At 63.6% G+C, this 15,192-nt stretch carries 17 protein-coding genes; 11 read left to right on the forward strand and 6 right to left on the reverse strand.

What is annotated here, in order from left to right; translation table 11 throughout:
- Positions 1-20: 20 nt before the first annotated feature.
- Both ACVMK0_RS10165 and trpE read right to left on the reverse strand, forming a co-directional pair.
- Positions 21-350, reverse strand: coding sequence for a chorismate mutase (locus ACVMK0_RS10165; protein ID WP_476463727.1), 330 nt, complete (start codon positions 348-350; stop codon positions 21-23).
- Positions 347-1,849 (reverse strand): anthranilate synthase component I, encoded by a 1,503-nt coding sequence (gene trpE / locus ACVMK0_RS10170; RefSeq protein WP_476463728.1) that lies wholly within the window; start codon positions 1,847-1,849, stop codon positions 347-349. The genes ACVMK0_RS10165 and trpE overlap by 4 nt, the downstream gene beginning before the upstream one ends.
- Positions 1,850-2,043: 194 nt before the next feature.
- Between trpE and ACVMK0_RS10175 the strand changes: the two genes are divergently transcribed.
- On the forward strand, positions 2,044-2,634 hold the full coding sequence (locus ACVMK0_RS10175; RefSeq protein WP_045536795.1) for a hypothetical protein: 591 nt from the start codon (positions 2,044-2,046) through the stop codon (positions 2,632-2,634).
- A gap of 29 nt (positions 2,635-2,663) precedes the next feature.
- Here ACVMK0_RS10175 and htpG read toward each other — a convergent pair whose 3' ends face one another.
- Entirely contained in the window at positions 2,664-4,589 is a 1,926-nt protein-coding gene (gene htpG / locus ACVMK0_RS10180; RefSeq protein ID WP_476463729.1) for a molecular chaperone HtpG, read from the reverse strand.
- Between the two features lie 203 nt (positions 4,590-4,792).
- Between htpG and ACVMK0_RS10185 the strand changes: the two genes are divergently transcribed.
- The 5 genes from ACVMK0_RS10185 to ACVMK0_RS10205 all read left to right on the forward strand — a co-directional run bounded on the left by ACVMK0_RS10185 (position 4,793) and on the right by ACVMK0_RS10205 (position 7,900).
- On the forward strand, positions 4,793-5,710 hold the full coding sequence (locus tag ACVMK0_RS10185; protein ID WP_476464684.1) for an IS5 family transposase: 918 nt from the start codon (positions 4,793-4,795) through the stop codon (positions 5,708-5,710).
- Between the two features lie 578 nt (positions 5,711-6,288).
- Positions 6,289-6,570: a type II toxin-antitoxin system RelE/ParE family toxin gene (locus tag ACVMK0_RS10190; protein WP_476463730.1), complete on the forward strand. Its 282-nt coding sequence runs from the start codon at positions 6,289-6,291 to the stop codon at positions 6,568-6,570.
- Positions 6,571-6,580: 10 nt separating this feature from the next.
- On the forward strand, positions 6,581-6,880 hold the full coding sequence (locus tag ACVMK0_RS10195; RefSeq protein ID WP_045536802.1) for a HigA family addiction module antitoxin: 300 nt from the start codon (positions 6,581-6,583) through the stop codon (positions 6,878-6,880).
- A 370-nt stretch (positions 6,881-7,250) separates the two neighbouring features.
- The gene (locus ACVMK0_RS10200; protein ID WP_045536803.1) at positions 7,251-7,592 is read left to right on the forward strand and encodes a type II toxin-antitoxin system RelE/ParE family toxin; all 342 of its coding nucleotides are present in this window, start codon (positions 7,251-7,253) and stop codon (positions 7,590-7,592) included.
- Positions 7,589-7,900: a helix-turn-helix domain-containing transcriptional regulator gene (locus tag ACVMK0_RS10205; RefSeq protein ID WP_045536804.1), complete on the forward strand. Its 312-nt coding sequence runs from the start codon at positions 7,589-7,591 to the stop codon at positions 7,898-7,900. Before ACVMK0_RS10200 ends, ACVMK0_RS10205 begins: the two co-directional genes overlap by 4 nt.
- Positions 7,901-7,906: 6 nt before the next feature.
- Here the strand turns inward: ACVMK0_RS10205 and ACVMK0_RS10210 are convergent, their stop codons facing one another.
- On the reverse strand, positions 7,907-8,044 hold the full coding sequence (locus ACVMK0_RS10210) for an antitoxin MazE family protein (RefSeq protein ID WP_082027358.1): 138 nt from the start codon (positions 8,042-8,044) through the stop codon (positions 7,907-7,909).
- 176 nt (positions 8,045-8,220) lie between these two features.
- Here ACVMK0_RS10210 and ACVMK0_RS10215 point away from each other — a divergent pair, with 176 nt between their 5' ends.
- Positions 8,221-8,466 (forward strand): hypothetical protein, encoded by a 246-nt coding sequence (locus ACVMK0_RS10215; protein ID WP_250961232.1) that lies wholly within the window; start codon positions 8,221-8,223, stop codon positions 8,464-8,466.
- Positions 8,467-8,618: 152 nt separating this feature from the next.
- Here the strand turns inward: ACVMK0_RS10215 and ACVMK0_RS10220 are convergent, their stop codons facing one another.
- Positions 8,619-9,401, reverse strand: a complete 783-nt coding sequence (locus ACVMK0_RS10220) for a pseudouridine synthase (RefSeq protein WP_476463731.1) — start codon at positions 9,399-9,401, stop codon at positions 8,619-8,621.
- A 60-nt stretch (positions 9,402-9,461) separates the two neighbouring features.
- A complete protein-coding gene (locus ACVMK0_RS10225) occupies positions 9,462-10,181 on the reverse strand; it encodes a Crp/Fnr family transcriptional regulator (protein ID WP_045536813.1) in 720 nt (239 codons plus the stop codon).
- Between the two features lie 169 nt (positions 10,182-10,350).
- Between ACVMK0_RS10225 and ACVMK0_RS10230 the strand changes: the two genes are divergently transcribed.
- Genes ACVMK0_RS10230 through ACVMK0_RS10245 form a run of 4 tightly spaced genes read left to right on the forward strand, consistent with a single transcriptional unit; the run spans position 10,351 to position 15,175 of the window.
- Positions 10,351-12,297, forward strand: coding sequence for an AMP-dependent synthetase/ligase (locus tag ACVMK0_RS10230; protein WP_476463732.1), 1,947 nt, complete (start codon positions 10,351-10,353; stop codon positions 12,295-12,297).
- Positions 12,298-12,340: 43 nt separating this feature from the next.
- Positions 12,341-13,126: an ABC transporter ATP-binding protein gene (locus ACVMK0_RS10235; RefSeq protein ID WP_476463733.1), complete on the forward strand. Its 786-nt coding sequence runs from the start codon at positions 12,341-12,343 to the stop codon at positions 13,124-13,126.
- A 15-nt stretch (positions 13,127-13,141) separates the two neighbouring features.
- Positions 13,142-14,071 (forward strand): branched-chain amino acid ABC transporter permease, encoded by a 930-nt coding sequence (locus ACVMK0_RS10240; RefSeq protein WP_045536818.1) that lies wholly within the window; start codon positions 13,142-13,144, stop codon positions 14,069-14,071.
- Positions 14,072-14,098: 27 nt separating this feature from the next.
- Entirely contained in the window at positions 14,099-15,175 is a 1,077-nt protein-coding gene (locus ACVMK0_RS10245) for a branched-chain amino acid ABC transporter permease (RefSeq protein ID WP_476463734.1), read from the forward strand.
- Positions 15,176-15,192 lie beyond the last annotated feature (17 nt).

Genomic DNA, 15,192 nt, shown 5'->3' on the forward strand with positions numbered 1-15,192 from the left:
AGCAGCATGAAGCAGCCATCCTAGGGTTGTGCCGGTTGGGCGCGCAAACGCGCAAATTCGGCGCGCTCGAACTCGATGCTGGCCGCGATCAAGGCCCGGTAGGCCGCCTCCAGCACCTGCGCCGGGGCCCCGAGCGCGCTGGCCTGCGCCTGCACGCGCTCAAGGATGGCGTCGATGCGCTCTTGGTCGTAAATCAGGTTCGGGTCTTGCTTGATGCGCCCAGCTTGCGCCACGTAGCCACAGCGCAGCGCCAGCAGGGGCACGATCTGCGCGTCAAGGGCGTCGATGTGCGCGCGCACCTCGGCCATGTGGGAGCAATAAACCGGCGCGCTGGCGTGGGTCTGGCTCATTCAAATCCCTCCTGCACCATTTCGGCCGCACGCAGCAGCGCGCGCGCCTTGTGTTCGGTCTCGCTCCACTCGAGCTCGGGCACCGAATCGGCCACCACCCCAGCCGCCGCCTGCACGTGCAGCTGCCCGTCTTTGACGATGCCGGTGCGGATGGCGATGGCCAAATCCATGTCGCCGGCATAGCTCAGGTAGCCGCAGGCGCCGCCGTAGAGGCCGCGCTTGACGGGCTCGAGCTGGTCAATCAGCTCCATCGCGTGCACCTTGGGCGCGCCGGTGAGGGTGCCGGCGGGGAAGGTGGCTTTGAGCACGTCCATGTTGCTCAACCCCGGCTGCAGCAGGCCCTCGACGTTGCTCACGATGTGCATCACGTGGCTGTAGCGCTCGATCACAAAGGCGTCGCTCACCCGCACGCTGCCGGTCTGGGCGATGCGCCCGATGTCGTTGCGCGCAAGGTCGATCAGCATCACGTGTTCGGCGCGCTCTTTGGGGTCGGCCAACAGTTCCTGTTCGGCGGCGCGGTCCAGCTCCGGCGTGGCCCCGCGCGGGCGCGTGCCGGCCAGCGGCCGGATGGTGACCTTGCAACCCTCGGGCACGCGCTCTTGGCGCACCAGAATTTCGGGCGAAGCGCCCGCCACCTGGAAGTCGCCAAAATCGTAGTAATACATGTAGGGGCTGGGGTTGAGCGAGCGCAGGGCGCGGTACAGGCTCAGCGGGCTTTGTTCGTAGCGCTGGCTGATGCGCTGCCCGACCTGCACCTGCATGAAGTCGCCGGCGGCGATCAGCTCTTTGGCCCGCGCCACGGCGGCTAGGTAGTCGGCGCGGGCAAAGGCGCGCTCGGGCGGCTGCACCGGGCTGGGCTGCAGCGCCGGCGCGGCTACTGGGCGTTGCAGCGCCGCCAGCAGCGCTTGCAGGCGCTGGCGCGCCAAGGCGTAGGCCTCGGGCTGGGCCGGGTCGGCATAGACGATCAGGTGCAAGCGGCCCGAGAGGTTGTCGATCACTGCCAGCTGTTCGCACTGCAGCAGCAAGATGTCGGGGCAGCCCAAGGGGTCTGGCGGGCAGCTGTGCAAGAGCTTGTGCTCGATGTGGCGCACCGTGTCGTAACCAAAGTAACCGGCCAGCCCGCCGCAAAAGCGCGGCCAGCCCGGCGGCAGGGCGACCTTGAAGCGCTGCTGGTAGGCGGCGATGAAATCGAGCGGGTTGCCGCTGGCCTGTTCGACCAACACCCCGTCGTGCAGCACCTCGGTGCGCGCTGCGGCCCCGAAACCGCTGGCGCGCAACACCGTGCGCGCCGGCAGGCCGATGAAGCTGTAGCGCCCGAAGCGCTCGCCACCCACCACCGATTCGAGCAAAAAGCTGTAGCGCCCAGCCTCGGGGCCACCGTGCGCCAGTTTGAGGTAGAGCGAGAGCGGGGTTTCGAGGTCGGCCAGCGTCTCGGCGCTCAGGGCGATGCGGTTGTAGCCCTGGGCCGCCAGGTGCTGGAATTCGGGTTCGGTGATCACGTCGAGGGGCTTCCTTAGCGCGCTGCTCTGGCGCGGGCGCGGCGGGGTAGGGTTTGCGGCCGATCAAGTGTAGCAAAGGCGGCGCGCACCCCAGCGCGCCCAGTGGTAGGATGCGCGTTTTGCGGCCCCTCACTTGCGCAGGCGTCGGGCTTGGCACCTGTGCACTCAGTTTCCCCCTTTTACCGGAGACACACATGAGCACCAGCGTCACCTACGTCGACCCGATCCAGCCCGAGAACAAGATGCGCCTGTACCGCACCAAGGTGATCAACATCATCGGCGGGCCGAGCTGCGACAAATCGCTGTTTTCATCCAGCATCGTGCTCAAGCTGCACCTGATGGGTAAAACGGTGGAAATGGTGCCCGAGATCGCCAAAATCCGCGTCTGGCAGCGCGATTTCGCCGCGCTGCGCAACCAGTACGCCTTGGCGCTGGAGCAGTTTCAAATGCTCGAGGTGCTCAACGGCCAAGTGCAGTACCTGGTCACCGAGGGCTCGCTGCCGCAACTGTTGTACTACAACCAGACCTACGCCGACAACATCTGCGACGTAAAAAAAACCCACGCCCAGATCATGGCTTGGTACCGGCAGTTTGACAACATCAACATCTTTGTGCAGCGCGACCTGGACAAAAAATACATCCGCAGCGGCCGCCTGCAGGACGAAACCCAAGCGCGCGAGATCGACAGCCAGATGCGCACCCTGCTCGCCAACGACGGCATCCGCTACAAGCTGCTGGCCCCAGATCACCGCGCCATCATCGAGTACGCGGCGACCTTGGAGTAAGAGGCTGAGCGGGCGGCCCCCAGCCTCCCCTAGACCAGCAAGGCGTTGACGCGGCGCACGTAGCCGGCCGGGTCTTGCGGCAGCCCGCCTTCGGCCAGCAGCGCCTGGTCAAACAAAATGTGCGCCAAGTCGTCGAACTGCGCCGACTGCTCGAGCTTTTGCACCAGCGCGTGCGCCGGGTTGAGCTCCAGTATCGGCTTGGCATCGGGGGCTTTTTGCCCGGCCGCCTTGAGCATGCGCGTGAGCTGGTTCGACAGCTCGCCCTCGCCCACCACCAGGCAAGCGGGTGAATCGACCAAGCGCGCGGTCATGCGCACGTCGGACGCCTTGTCGGCCAGCACCGTTTTCAGGCGCTCGAGCAAGGGCTTGTACTGCTCGGCGGCGGCCTCGGTGGCCTGCTTTTCGGCTTCGTCTTGCAGCTGACCCAAATCCACCGCGCCCTTGGCCACGCTCTGCAGCGCGGTGCCGTCGAAATCGTGCAAAAACGACAGCGCCCACTCATCGACCCGATCGGTCATCAGCAGCACCTCGATGCCCTTTTTGCGAAACAGCTCGAGCTGCGGGCTGCTCTTGGCCGCGTCTAGGTTGTCGGCCGTGAGGTAGTAGATCGCTTTCTGGCCCGCTTTCATGCGCGCTTTGTAGTCGGCCAGGCTCACGGCCACGGCGTCGCTTTGGGTGGAGGCAAAGCGCAGCAGGCGCGCGATGCGCTCGCGGTTGCCGAAGTCCTCGCCCAGCCCTTCTTTGAGCACGGCGCCAAACTCGGCGTAAAAGCGACGGTATTTGTCGTTGGATGGCGCGGCCTCGGCATCAGCCGTGGCGTCGGTTGCATCGGCGGCGGCGGGCTCCACCCCCTGCTGCGCCAAGTCTTCGAGCAGCGCCAGCACGCGCCGGGTGTTGCCCTCGCGTATGGCTTTGACGTCGCGGCTCTCTTGCAGCAGCTCGCGGCTGACGTTGAGCGGCAAGTCGGCCGAATCGATCACCCCTTTGACCCAGCGCAGGTAGCTGGGCAGCAGCGCCTCGGCCTCGTCCATGATGAACACGCGCCGCACGTAGAGCTTGACGCCGGGTTTTTTGTCGCGGTTCCAGAGGTCGTGCGGGGCCTTGGCCGGGATGTAGAGCAGCTGCGTGTACTCGGTTGTGCCCTCGACGCGGTTGTGGCTCCAGGCCAGCGGCGCTTCGTAGTCGTGGCTGATGGCTTGGTAAAAATCGCTGTACTGCTGTTCGCTCAGGTCTTTTTTGGGCCGCGTCCAGAGCGCGCTGGCGGCGTTGACCTGCTCCCACTCGTCGCGCAGCACCGATTCACCTTTGTCGGCGTCCCACTCCTCTTTGCGCATCAGGATCGGCAGGCTGATATGGTCCGAGTATTTGGCGATGATGCCCTTGAGCTTCCAGCGCGTGAGGTATTCGCTGGCGTCGTCGCGCAGGTGCAAGGTGATGCAGGTGCCGCGCTCAGCGCGGGTGATGGCTTCGGTCTCAAACTCGCCCGTGCCCGCGCTGACCCAGCGCACCCCTTGCTCGGGTGGCAAGCCGGCGCGGCGGCTCTCGACCGTGATGCGGTCGGCGACGATGAAGCCGGAATAAAAACCGACGCCAAACTGGCCGATCAGTTGCGCGTCTTTTTGCTGGTCGCCGCTCAGGCGGCTCATGAAGGCCTTGGTGCCGCTCTTGGCGATGGTGCCCAGGTGCTCGATCGCCTCGGCCTCGCTCATGCCGATGCCGTTGTCGCTGATGGTGAGGGTTTTGGCCTCGGCGTCAAAGCCCACGCGCACTTCCAGCGTCGGTGCGTCCTCAAACAGCGCCGCGTGGTCGAGCGCCTCAAAGCGCAGCCGGTCGCAGGCGTCGGAGGCGTTGGAGATGAGCTCGCGCAAGAAGATGTCTTTGTTGGAATACAGCGAATGCGTGACCAGATGCAGCAACTGGGCCACTTCGGTCTGGAATGCGTGATGGGTGCTCATGGGGTGCGGATGGGGTTTTGGTAGCAGTGAAAGGATTCGAGGGACTGGGTGTGCGCTGGGCGCAACGGTTTGCTAGTTTGGGGCTGGTGGGGGGATTTCAAGTTGCTGGGGGGCGTTGGCTTGGGTATGGCTCGGGACGCTGGTTGGCTTGGGGTGCGTTGGGGCGGGTGGGGTTGGTTGGCTAGGGCCCGGGCTGGCAGGGGCTGCCGGCCTCATACCGTCCGCTGCGCGGCCAAAAATCGGCCAACAGCCCCTGCCAGCCCCAGCCCTCTTTGCGACCCTTTACAGCGCGTGTCCTCGAGACCATGCTGCGCGTACACTTCATGCAGCAGTGGTTCAGCCTGTCCGATCCGGCCATGGAAGAAGCCTTCTTCGACACCCCGCTGTACCGCGAGTTTGCCCAGTTGAGCCCCTTTGGCCGACTGCCCGATGAGAGCACCATTCTTCGCTTTGGCAAAACCCCAAGTCAGCGTCACCGGCTGGAGCAGCACCAGCTGGCCGAGCGCATCTTGGCCACCGTCAACGAACTGCTCGAACAACGCGGCCTGCTGCTCAAAGCCGGCACCGCCGTCGATGCCACCCTCATCGCCACGCCGAGCTCGACCAAGAACAAAGACCGAGCGCGTGATCCTCAGATGCATTCGAGCAAGAAGGGCAACGAGTGGCACCTTGGCATGAAGGCCCACATCGGCGTCGATGCCGACTCGGGTCTGGTGCACACCGTCTGTGGCACCTCGGGCAACGTCTCCGATGTCACCCAAGGCAACAGCCTGTTGCACGGCCAAGAGACGGACGCATACGGGGATGCAGGCTACCAAGGCGCAGACCAGCGCCCTGAAGCCAAGGCCGGCTGCAAGTGGCACATCGCCATGCGCCCCGGCAAGCGCAAGCAGTTGGACACAGAGAATAAGCTGGTGGATGCGCTGATCGACAAAGTCGAGCAGATCAAGGCCAAGATACGCGCCAAGGTGGAGCACCCGTTTCGGGTCATCAAGTGCCAGTTTGGCTTCAAGCAGGTGCGCTATCGGGGCTTGATGAAGAACACCTTGCAGATCAAGACGCTGTTTGCGCTCTCCAATCTGTGGATGGCGCGACACAAGCTGATGGGTGCGCAGGCATGAGTGCGTCCAAAAACTGGAGAAATGGCACAGAAAAGATAAAAACAGCGTTTTTTGAAGGCGAGGCTGGAATCAAGCTGGCTTAAATCGCTCGAAATCTCAGCTGGTGGAATGCATCAGCCTGCTGGCTGACCTGATTTTGAGTTTTTCAGAGTGTCCTTAAGAACGGAAAGATGATCCAAAAACCCGACGTATCCCTTCGGTACGAAGCCATTGCCTATGATCTGGTCTTCGATGGAGAGCAAGTCAGAGAGACCAATCACCGAGAAAGGTCGCGTCCTTGGATTGTTAGCTGCCACATCCCTGACGATCATAATGGAGGTCGAAATTGGGGCAGGCAACGATGCGCGCGGGGCTGGGGCGCTGGGGGCGGTTGGCCGATTTTTGGCTGCGCAGCGGACGGTATGAGGCCGACTGCCCCCAGCGCCCCAGCCCTTACCCCCACGGAGGTTCACCGTGGTCGGAGAACGATTTTCTGGCACATGGCACGGCTCGGCCTAGTACGCAACGCACCCTGATTCCATGTGGCGTGCGCAGCTCGGTCTTGACACTACTCACGCTCCGCGTTAATATCGGCACCCGTGCCTATCAAAAACTTCAAGTGCAAAGACACGCAAGCCCTCTTTGAGGGCGAGCGCGTCAAGCGCTGGGTGAACATTGAGCGGCCTGCCCTGCGCAAGCTTGCGCAGCTGGACTGGTCTGCGGTGCTGGACGATCTGAAGGTGCAGCCCGGCAACCGGTTGGAAGCGCTGAAAGACGATCGTCAAGGACAGCACAGCATACGAATCAATCAGCAGTGGCGCCTGTGCTTCGTTTGGACCGCGGATGGGGCCGCAGATGTTGAGATCATCGATTACCACTGAAGGAAACACCATGCGCACCGTGCCGCCCGTTACGCCCGGCGAGATGCTTGAAGAAGAGTTTCTCAAGCCCCTCGGCCTTACGAAGTACCGCCTAGCCAAAGACATCGGCGTGCCTGCACAGCGGATCGGCGAAATCGTGGCGGGAAAACGCGCCGTCACGGCCGACACAGACCTTCGGCTTTGCCGCTACTTTGGCTTGAGCGACGGCTGGTGGTTGCGCGGCCAAGCCGCCTACGACACCGCCATTGCCAAACAGTCCCTGCAAAAGGAGCTGGCCGCCATACAAAGGTGTCCCCTGTTGGCGGCGTAACTTGGCACGCGCCCAGCGCAGCGTGGCGATGTTGCGGCGCTAGGTTTTGCCGGGCCCTATGCACAACGGCGACGTTACATGCAACCAAGTGTCCTGCACGTTGCGCCCATTTTGCAGCAGGAAAATCGGGGGCAGACTATGTGCCTGATGTCAGGCTTAGCTGGGCGTGGGGCGCCCAAGGCGGCCGGTCGATATCATGAGTTGGGGCCGCTGGGGGCTTTGGCCGATTTTTGGCCGCGCAGCTAAACGGCATGAGGCCGGCTGCCCCCAGCGCCCCAACCCCCACCCCGCTTTCGAAGTCATGGTCGCCCCACGGTTGTGGATAGCCCAAACAGCTTGACCGTGTTTCGCTTTTAAGCGACAATCAGCCATGTTCGAGATCAGGCACTACATCACCGACGACGGCCGCGACGTGTACGCAGACTGGCGCGACGAGGTGAAGGACATCAAGGCAATGATCGCCATTGACCGACGCGTGTACCGCCTCGAGCTGGGCAATTTCGGCGACCACAAGCCATGCAGAGATGGTGTGTGGGAGCTTCGTATCGACGTAGGGCCAGGCTACCGCGTCTATTACGCGCAAGCCGGGAAAACTGTGGTCTTGCTGCTTTGCGGCGGCAGCAAGCGTTCGCAGGACGCCGACATAGCACAGGCGTGCGCATACTGGAAGGACTGGCAGCGAAGCAACTTGAAGCAGGAGAAAAGGCGATGAAAGATCGAGCACATGACGACGCGATGGCTGAAGCCTTTCGCCAAGACCCGGCCTATGCGGTCGAACTGCTGAACAGCATCCTCGAGGACGGCGACCAAGGCGAGCTGTTGATCGCGCTGCGCCAGATGACGAAAGCGTTTGGCGGCGCCTCGAAAGTGGCCGAGCAAGCGCAGCTCAACACTACGCACATTTACCGCACGCTGTCGGCCAAGGGCAATCCGGAGCTTCGCAGCCTGTCGGCGATACTCAAGACCATGGGCTTGCGCCTCGCGGTGCAGCCTATCCACAGCCCAACCGCGCACGCTTGAGCAAGGCTAGCTTTGGCGGCGGCATTCCTGCGCAAAGTCGGGGCGGCGTGTTTCGGGCACCCAGATTTGCACCGGGCGCAAGCCCGCCATGGGCATCGCGTCGCGGTGCTTTTGGACGCGTGCATTGACATGCGCGGTTCCCATGTGAAAGCCCTCATTCAAGTGGTCTTGCCACTATACACAACGGCGACGTTACATGCAACCAAAAGCCATGCACGTCTTGCCACCGCCGCCCCCACATCACCCACGCATTAACCTTAAACTTGTCCGAACGCCTTAAGCACAGTAGCATCCAGCGCATACGCCCAAAGGAAGCTGCCATGGCCCCGACACTCTCTCTGCGACGCCTCAAGCGCGCACACCTGCAAAACCCCGCCGCCGCCTTCAATCACCTGATGTTTGCCATCTTGGCTTTCTTCATGATCCAGCAGCAACTGGTGGACCTGCGCCCCGCGATGACCAGCGGCCCTTGGGTGGCGCAGGCCCTGCACTACCAGCCTCGCACCCCGCCGCCCGTCCTCGAGCCCGACCAGATTTACACGGAAGAAGCGATCTTGGAGCAGTAAACCAGCCACTCCCATGGCGCTGGGGCGCTGGGGCGCTGGGGGAAGTTGGCCGATTTCTGGCCGCGCAGCGGACGGTATGAGGCCGGCTGCCCCCAGCGCCCCAGCGCCTACCCAGAGCACCCGCCCCGCTCCCACGCCGCCCAACCCGACGATCAAAACCGCTCGTTCGGCCCCAGATAGCGCCACTGCCCCAGCGGCAACTGCCCCAGTTGCACGCGCCCAATGCGCACGCGCTTGAGGCCCACCACGTGCAGCCCGACTTGCTCGCACATGCGCCGGATTTGGCGCTTCATGCCCTCGCGCAGCACGAAGCGCAGCTGCTCCGGGTTTTGCCACTGCACCTGCGCGGCTTTTAGCACCCGGCCATCGATCTGCAGCCCGTGGCGCAGGCGCTGCAGCAGCTCCGGGGCAAACACCGCTTGCACGTTTTGCGCCACCACCCCCGGCCCCTGCGGGCCGTTGGGGGCCCATTGCACGCGCACCAGGTATTCTTTTTCCACCCCGGAATCGGCCCCGATCAGCGCCTTGGCCACGCGCCCGTCTTGCGTCAGCACCAGCAGGCCGGTGGAATCGATATCCAGCCGGCCCGCTGGCGCCAGTCCGCGCGTGTGGCTGGGCGCAAAGCGGCGCGGGCTGCGGTCCTCGCGCCAGCGCGTGCCGGGCTGCACCAGCACGGCGGCGCTCTGGTGCCCGTCTTCGGGCAGGCCGCTCACGTAGCCCACCGGCTTGTGCAGCACGATCGTCACGCGCTCGTCTTGCTGCTGGCGCGCCGCCGGGGCCACCTCAATCTGGTCGGCCGCCGTCACCGCCTGCCCGGTCTGGGCCGGTTGGCCGTTGACCGTCACCCAGCCGCGCGCCACCCATTCGTCGGCCTCGCGCCGCGAACACAGGCCCATTTCGGCCAGCCGTTTGTTGATGCGCACACTCTCTTGCATGGCAGCGAGTGTAGTGCGCCGGCGCACCGGTTCACACCGCACCGGCCCGAACCGTGCCGATCAACCCTCGCTGGGCAGGGCGTAGGCGCGCAGCGCCGCAAGGTCGAGCACCCGCAAACCGCCATACGTGACCTCGATCAGGCCCTGCTCGTGCAGTGTCGCCAGCGCCAGGTTCACGCGCTGACGCGACAGCCCGACCAAATAAGCCAGCTCCTGCTGCGTGATGCGCAACAGCTGCCCCACACCCGGAAACAGCCCAGGGTGAAACAGATTGGCCAAGCTGCGCGCCACCCGCACCTCAGGCTCGCTCAGGCGGTCGATCTCGCGCGCGGCGATGAACTGCCCCAAGCGCTCGTTGAGCTGGCACATGACAAAGCGGTTGAAGCCGATCGAATGATCCAGCAGCCAGTGAAAGGTCTCGACCGGCAGCCCCGCCACCAAGCTCTTGCGCAGCGCCTGCACGTTGTAGCGGTAGGGCTCGCGCTTGAGCGCCGTGCCCTCGCCAAACCAGCCCCCGGGGGCCAAGCCGGCAAAGGTCATGATCGGGCCCAGGCTGTCGTCGTTGCTCATCTTGAGCAAGCCCTCGACCAGCCCGAACCAGAACGTCACCGGTCGCCCGACGCGGCAAATCGAGTCGCCCGGCTGCGCCAGCGTCACCATCAGTTCGCTGCGCACGCGCTCGCGTTCATCCGCGCTCAGGCGCGGCACCCAGACGATCGCCGCGAACTCCGCATCGCTCAAAGTCCGCGCCCGTTGCCGCAAAGCATCCCGATAAACCATCGCTGCCTCCAGTCGCGCCACACACCCTAGGGTAAGTCCTAGCAGGGCCGCACCCTAGATTGTCGTCGCAAGGACAACATGGCGTCAAACCCTGGCGTACAGTGCGCAACAGATTCAAGCCGATATGAAGCCCGCTCATGGGCCGGGCCGCCAGATTAGAGGAGACGACATGCAGACCACCTTCCCGCGTTTGTTGCTGGAGCACGCCGCCAAGCGCCCTACCGCGCCGGCGATGCGCGAAAAAGAATACGGCATCTGGCAGAGCATCGACTGGCGCGGCATGGCCGACTTGACCAGCCACATCGCCGCCGGCCTGCACCAGTTGGGCTTGCGCCGCGGCGAACACCTGATCGTCATCGGGGCCAACCGGCCGCGCCTGTACGCCTCCATGCTGGCGGCGCAGGCCCTGGGTGCGGTGCCGGTGCCGCTGTACCAAGACGCGGTGGCGGGCGAATGCGTGTTCCCAATCACCAACACCGAGGTGCGCTTCGTGGTCGTCGAAGACCAGGAGCAGGTGGACAAAATGCTCGAAATCCGCTCGCAGTGCCCGCTGCTCGAGCACATTTTGTACGACGACCCACGGGGTTTGCGCAACTACGACGAACCCGGCTTGGCCGGCTTGCAAGAAGTGATCGCCGCCGGGGCCGTGTTTGTGCAGCAGCACCCCGAGTTTTTCAAAAACGAAGCCGAGCAGGCCCGCGCTGAAGATGTGGCGGCGATGTTCTACACCTCGGGCACCACCGGCAACCCCAAGGGCGTAGTGCACACCCACGCCTCGCTGCTCGATCGCGCCGTCGCCGGGGCGCGCTTTGACAAACTCACCGAAACCGAAGAGGTGCTGGCCTACCTGCCGCCGGCCTGGATCGGGCAAAACATTTTCAGCTACGCCCAGTGGCTGGCGTGCGGCTACGTGGTCAACTGCCCCGAATCGACCGCCACCGTGACCATCGACCTCAAAGAAATCGGCCCCACCTATTACTTTGCGCCGCCGCGGGTGTTTGAGGGCCTGCTCACCAACGTCACCATTCGAATGGAAGACGCCGGCGCGCTCAAGCGCAAGCTCTACAACGGCTTCATGGAGCACGCCAAAAAGGTCGGCCCGGCGCTGATGGACGGCAAAAGCATCGGCGCCGCCGACCGGCTGCTGTACGCGCTGGGCAACCTGATGGTCTATGGGCCGCTGCGCAACACGCTCGGGTTTTCACGCGTGCGCGTGGCCTACACCGCCGGCGAGGCCATCGGCCCCGATCTGTTCACCTTTTACCGCTCGATCGGCATCAACCTCAAGCAGCTCTACGGCTCCACCGAAACGGCGGTGTTCGTCTGCTTGCAGCCCGACCACGAGGTGCGCGCCGACACCGTGGGCGTGCCGATCGACGGCGTCGAGATCAAGCTGGCCGACAACGGCGAAATCTTGGTCAAATCGCCGGGGTTGCTCAAGGAATACTACAAAAACGAAAAAGCCACGCGCGAGGTGCTCACCCCCGACGGCTGGTACCACACCAGCGACGCCGGCTTCATCGACGCCAGCGGGCACCTGAAAATCATCGACCGCGTCAAAGACGTGGGCCGCATCAAGGGCGGGGCCAACGACGGCGCCCTGTTCGCACCCAAATACGTCGAGAACAAGCTCAAGTTCTTCCCCTACATCAAAGAGGCGGTTGCCTACGGCGACGGGCGCGAGCGCGTGTGCGTGTTCATCAACATCGACCTCGAGGCCGTGGGCAACTGGGCCGAGCGCCGCAACCTGCCCTACGCCGGCTACACCGACCTGGCCGGCAAGCCCGAAGTGCTGCAGCTCATCAAGGGCTGCGTCGAGCAAGTCAACGCCGACCTGAGCCGCGACGCGCTGCTGGCGGGCAGCCAGATCCACCGCTTTTTGGTGCTGCACAAAGAGCTCGACCCCGACGACGGCGAGCTCACCCGCACCAACAAGGTGCGACGCGGCTTCATCGGCGAGAAATACGGCGTACTGGTCGATGCGCTCTACGGCGGCAAGGCCGAGCAGTTCATCGAAACCCAGGTCAAGTTCGAGGACGGGCGCACCGGCAAAGTGAGCGCCACGCTCAAACTGCTCGACGTGCAGACCTACGCAAACGTCAAGGCGGCCGCATGAAGCACACCATCCTGCACTGGGCACGGGGACTACGGAGTTTGGCATGAGCAAGAAAAAAATCGGCGACGTCATCCTCGACGTCCACAACATCAGCCTGCGCTTCGGTGGCGTGAAGGCGCTGAGCGACATCTCGTTCGACGTGCGCGAGCACGAAATCCGCGCCATCATCGGCCCCAACGGTGCCGGCAAGAGCTCGATGCTCAACTGCATCAACGGCGTCTACAAGCCGCAAGAGGGCTCGATCACCTTCCGCGGCCAGACCTTCAAGCACATGAACAGCCGCCAAGTGGCCGAACTGGGGGTGGCGCGCACCTTCCAGAACCTGGCGCTGTTCAAGGGCATGAGCGTGATCGACAACCTCATGACCGGGCGCAACCTGCGCATCAAAAGCAACCTGCTTCTGCAAGCGCTGCGCTGGGGCCCGGCCGAGCGCGAGGAAAGCGAGCACCGTGAGAAGGTCGAGCGCATCATCGACTTCCTCGAAATCCAGGCCCACCGCAAAACCCCGGTCGGGCAGCTGCCCTACGGGCTGCAAAAGCGCGTGGACCTCGGGCGCGCGCTGGCCATGGAGCCGCAGGTGCTGCTGCTCGACGAGCCCATGGCGGGCATGAACGTCGAAGAAAAACAAGACATGTGCCGCTTTGTGCTCGACGTCAACGACGAGTTTGGCACCACCATCGTGCTCATCGAGCACGACATGAGCGTGGTGATGGACATCTCCGACCGCGTGGTGGTGCTCGACTACGGCAAAAAGATCGGCGACGGTGTGCCCGACGAGGTGCGCGCCAACCCCGACGTGATCAGCGCTTACCTCGGCACCAGCCATTAAAACAGGAGACCAGACATGGGATTTTTCCTCGAAACCATCATCGCCGGGCTGATGAACGGCGTGCTCTACTCGCTGGTGGCGCTGGGCTTTGTGTTGATCTTCAAGGCCTCGGGCGTGTTCAACTTTGCCCAAGGCGCGATGGTGCTGTTTGCCGCGCTGGCCATGGCGCGCTTTGCCGAATGGCTGCCCGAGTGGCTGGGCTTTGAGAGCCTGCTGTTGGCCAACGTCTTGGCTTTTGCCATCGCCGCGTTCCTGATGCTGATTTTTGCTTGGGCGGTCGAGCGCTTCGTGCTGCGCCACCTGGTGAACCAAGAAGGGGTGGTGTTGCTCATGGCGACGCTGGGCATCACCTTCTTCATCGACGGTTTTGGCCAGACCATCTTTGGCAGCGACATCTACGCCATCGACCTTGGTCTGCCGGCCGAGCCGATCTTCATCCTCGAAGGCCTGTTCCCCGGCGGCTTGCTGATCAACCAAGACGACCTCGTCACGGCCCTGATGGCGATGGCCATGGTCGCGCTGCTGACGCTGTTTTTCCAGAAAACCGGCACCGGACGCGCCCTGCGCGCCGTGGCCGATGACCACCAAGCGGCGCAGTCGGTCGGCATTCCGCTGGGCCGGATGTGGGTCATCGTCTGGTTCATGGCTGGCTTGACGGCGCTGGTGGCCGGCATGATCTGGGGCGAGAAGATGGGGGTGCAGTTCGCCCTCACCTTCGTGGCGCTCAAGGCGCTGCCGGTGATCATCTTGGGCGGCCTGACTTCAGTCCCGGGCGCGATCGTGGCCGGCCTGATCATCGGCGTGAGCGAGCAGTTGGCCGAGGTCTATATCGGGCCGATGGTCGGCGGTGGCATCCAGATCTGGTTTGCCTACGTGCTGGCGATGGTGGTGCTGCTGTTTAGACCGCAGGGCCTGTTTGGCGAAAAAATCATCGACCGCGTATAAAACTCGCTCAGGAAGAACGGAACCATCATGTTTTACCGCGAAAACGGTCAGTTCAAGACCACCTACAAATCCGACCAGCAGATTTTTGCCGTCAAGCAAGACCGCATCGCCATCATCGCCATCATCGCCTTCGCCTTCATCGGCGTGCCGATGCTGGCCGACGAGTACCTGTTTCGCGCCATCTTGGTGCCGTTTCTGATTCTGGCGCTGGCCGCCATCGGGGTCAATATTCTGGTGGGTTATTGCGGCCAGATCTCGCTCGGCTCCGGCGCCTTCATGGCCGTGGGCGCCTACATGGCCTACAACGTCTTCATGCGTGTCGAGGACATGCCGCTGATCGTGGCCTTGCTCTCGGGCGGCTTTTTCGCCATGCTGGCGGGCATCATCTTTGGCATCCCCAGCCTGCGCGTCAAGGGCTTGTACTTGGCCGTGGCCACGCTGGCGGCGCAGTTCTTCTTTGACTGGCTGTTTGTGCGTGTGCGCTGGTTCACCCTCGACAGCCCGGCCGGCACCGCCGAAGTCAGCAACCTGAGCGTGTTCGGCTGGCAGATTGCCACGCCGATGGACAAGTACCTGTTCGTGCTCGGCTTCGTGGTGGTGTTTGCCTTGCTGGCCAAAAACCTGGTGCGCGGCCCGATCGGGCGCGAGTGGATGGCGATCCGCGACATGGATGTGGCCGCTTCGGTGATCGGCATCCGCCCGATGTACGCCAAGCTCACCGCCTTTGCCGTCAGCTCCTTCATCATCGGCGTCGCTGGGGCGCTGTGGGCCTTCGTCCACCTGGGTTCTTGGGAGCCGCTGTCGTTTGACATCAACCGCTCGTTCCAACTGCTGTTCATCGTCATCATCGGCGGCCTGGGATCGATCATGGGCTGCTTCTTTGGCGCCGCCTTCATCGTCATCACGCCGATCGTGCTCAACCAGCTGCTGCCCTGGATCGGCCGCCTGTTCGGGGTCGAAATCTCGACCGCCATGGTGGGCCACGCCGAGTTCATGATCCTTGGCGCCCTGATCGTCTGGTTTCTGATCAAAGAACCGCACGGCTTGGCCAAGTACTGGAGCATGGCGCGCCACAAACTGCGTCTGTGGCCGTTCCCACATTGAGTTGCTTCCTTTGGTGG

The organism is Serpentinimonas sp. SSL01 (assembly GCF_056323735.1).

Bases quoted from the DNA above. Each gene is read 5' to 3' on its own strand.
- ACVMK0_RS10235 (WP_476463733.1), top strand. From the start codon at position 12,341: ATGAGCAAGAAAAAAATCGGCGACGTCATCCTCGACGTCCACAACATC.
- ACVMK0_RS10220 (WP_476463731.1), bottom strand. From the start codon at position 9,401: ATGCAAGAGAGTGTGCGCATCAACAAACGGCTGGCCGAAATGGGCCTG.
- ACVMK0_RS10200 (WP_045536803.1), top strand. From the start codon at position 7,251: ATGTTCGAGATCAGGCACTACATCACCGACGACGGCCGCGACGTGTAC.
- htpG (WP_476463729.1), bottom strand. From the start codon at position 4,589: ATGAGCACCCATCACGCATTCCAGACCGAAGTGGCCCAGTTGCTGCAT.
- ACVMK0_RS10245 (WP_476463734.1), top strand. From the start codon at position 14,099: ATGTTTTACCGCGAAAACGGTCAGTTCAAGACCACCTACAAATCCGAC.
- ACVMK0_RS10240 (WP_045536818.1), top strand. From the start codon at position 13,142: ATGGGATTTTTCCTCGAAACCATCATCGCCGGGCTGATGAACGGCGTG.
- ACVMK0_RS10215 (WP_250961232.1), top strand. From the start codon at position 8,221: ATGGCCCCGACACTCTCTCTGCGACGCCTCAAGCGCGCACACCTGCAA.
- ACVMK0_RS10205 (WP_045536804.1), top strand. From the start codon at position 7,589: ATGAAAGATCGAGCACATGACGACGCGATGGCTGAAGCCTTTCGCCAA.
- ACVMK0_RS10195 (WP_045536802.1), top strand. From the start codon at position 6,581: ATGCGCACCGTGCCGCCCGTTACGCCCGGCGAGATGCTTGAAGAAGAG.
- ACVMK0_RS10165 (WP_476463727.1), bottom strand. From the start codon at position 350: ATGAGCCAGACCCACGCCAGCGCGCCGGTTTATTGCTCCCACATGGCC.
- ACVMK0_RS10225 (WP_045536813.1), bottom strand. From the start codon at position 10,181: ATGGTTTATCGGGATGCTTTGCGGCAACGGGCGCGGACTTTGAGCGAT.
- ACVMK0_RS10230 (WP_476463732.1), top strand. From the start codon at position 10,351: ATGCAGACCACCTTCCCGCGTTTGTTGCTGGAGCACGCCGCCAAGCGC.
- ACVMK0_RS10210 (WP_082027358.1), bottom strand. From the start codon at position 8,044: ATGGGAACCGCGCATGTCAATGCACGCGTCCAAAAGCACCGCGACGCG.
- ACVMK0_RS10175 (WP_045536795.1), top strand. From the start codon at position 2,044: ATGAGCACCAGCGTCACCTACGTCGACCCGATCCAGCCCGAGAACAAG.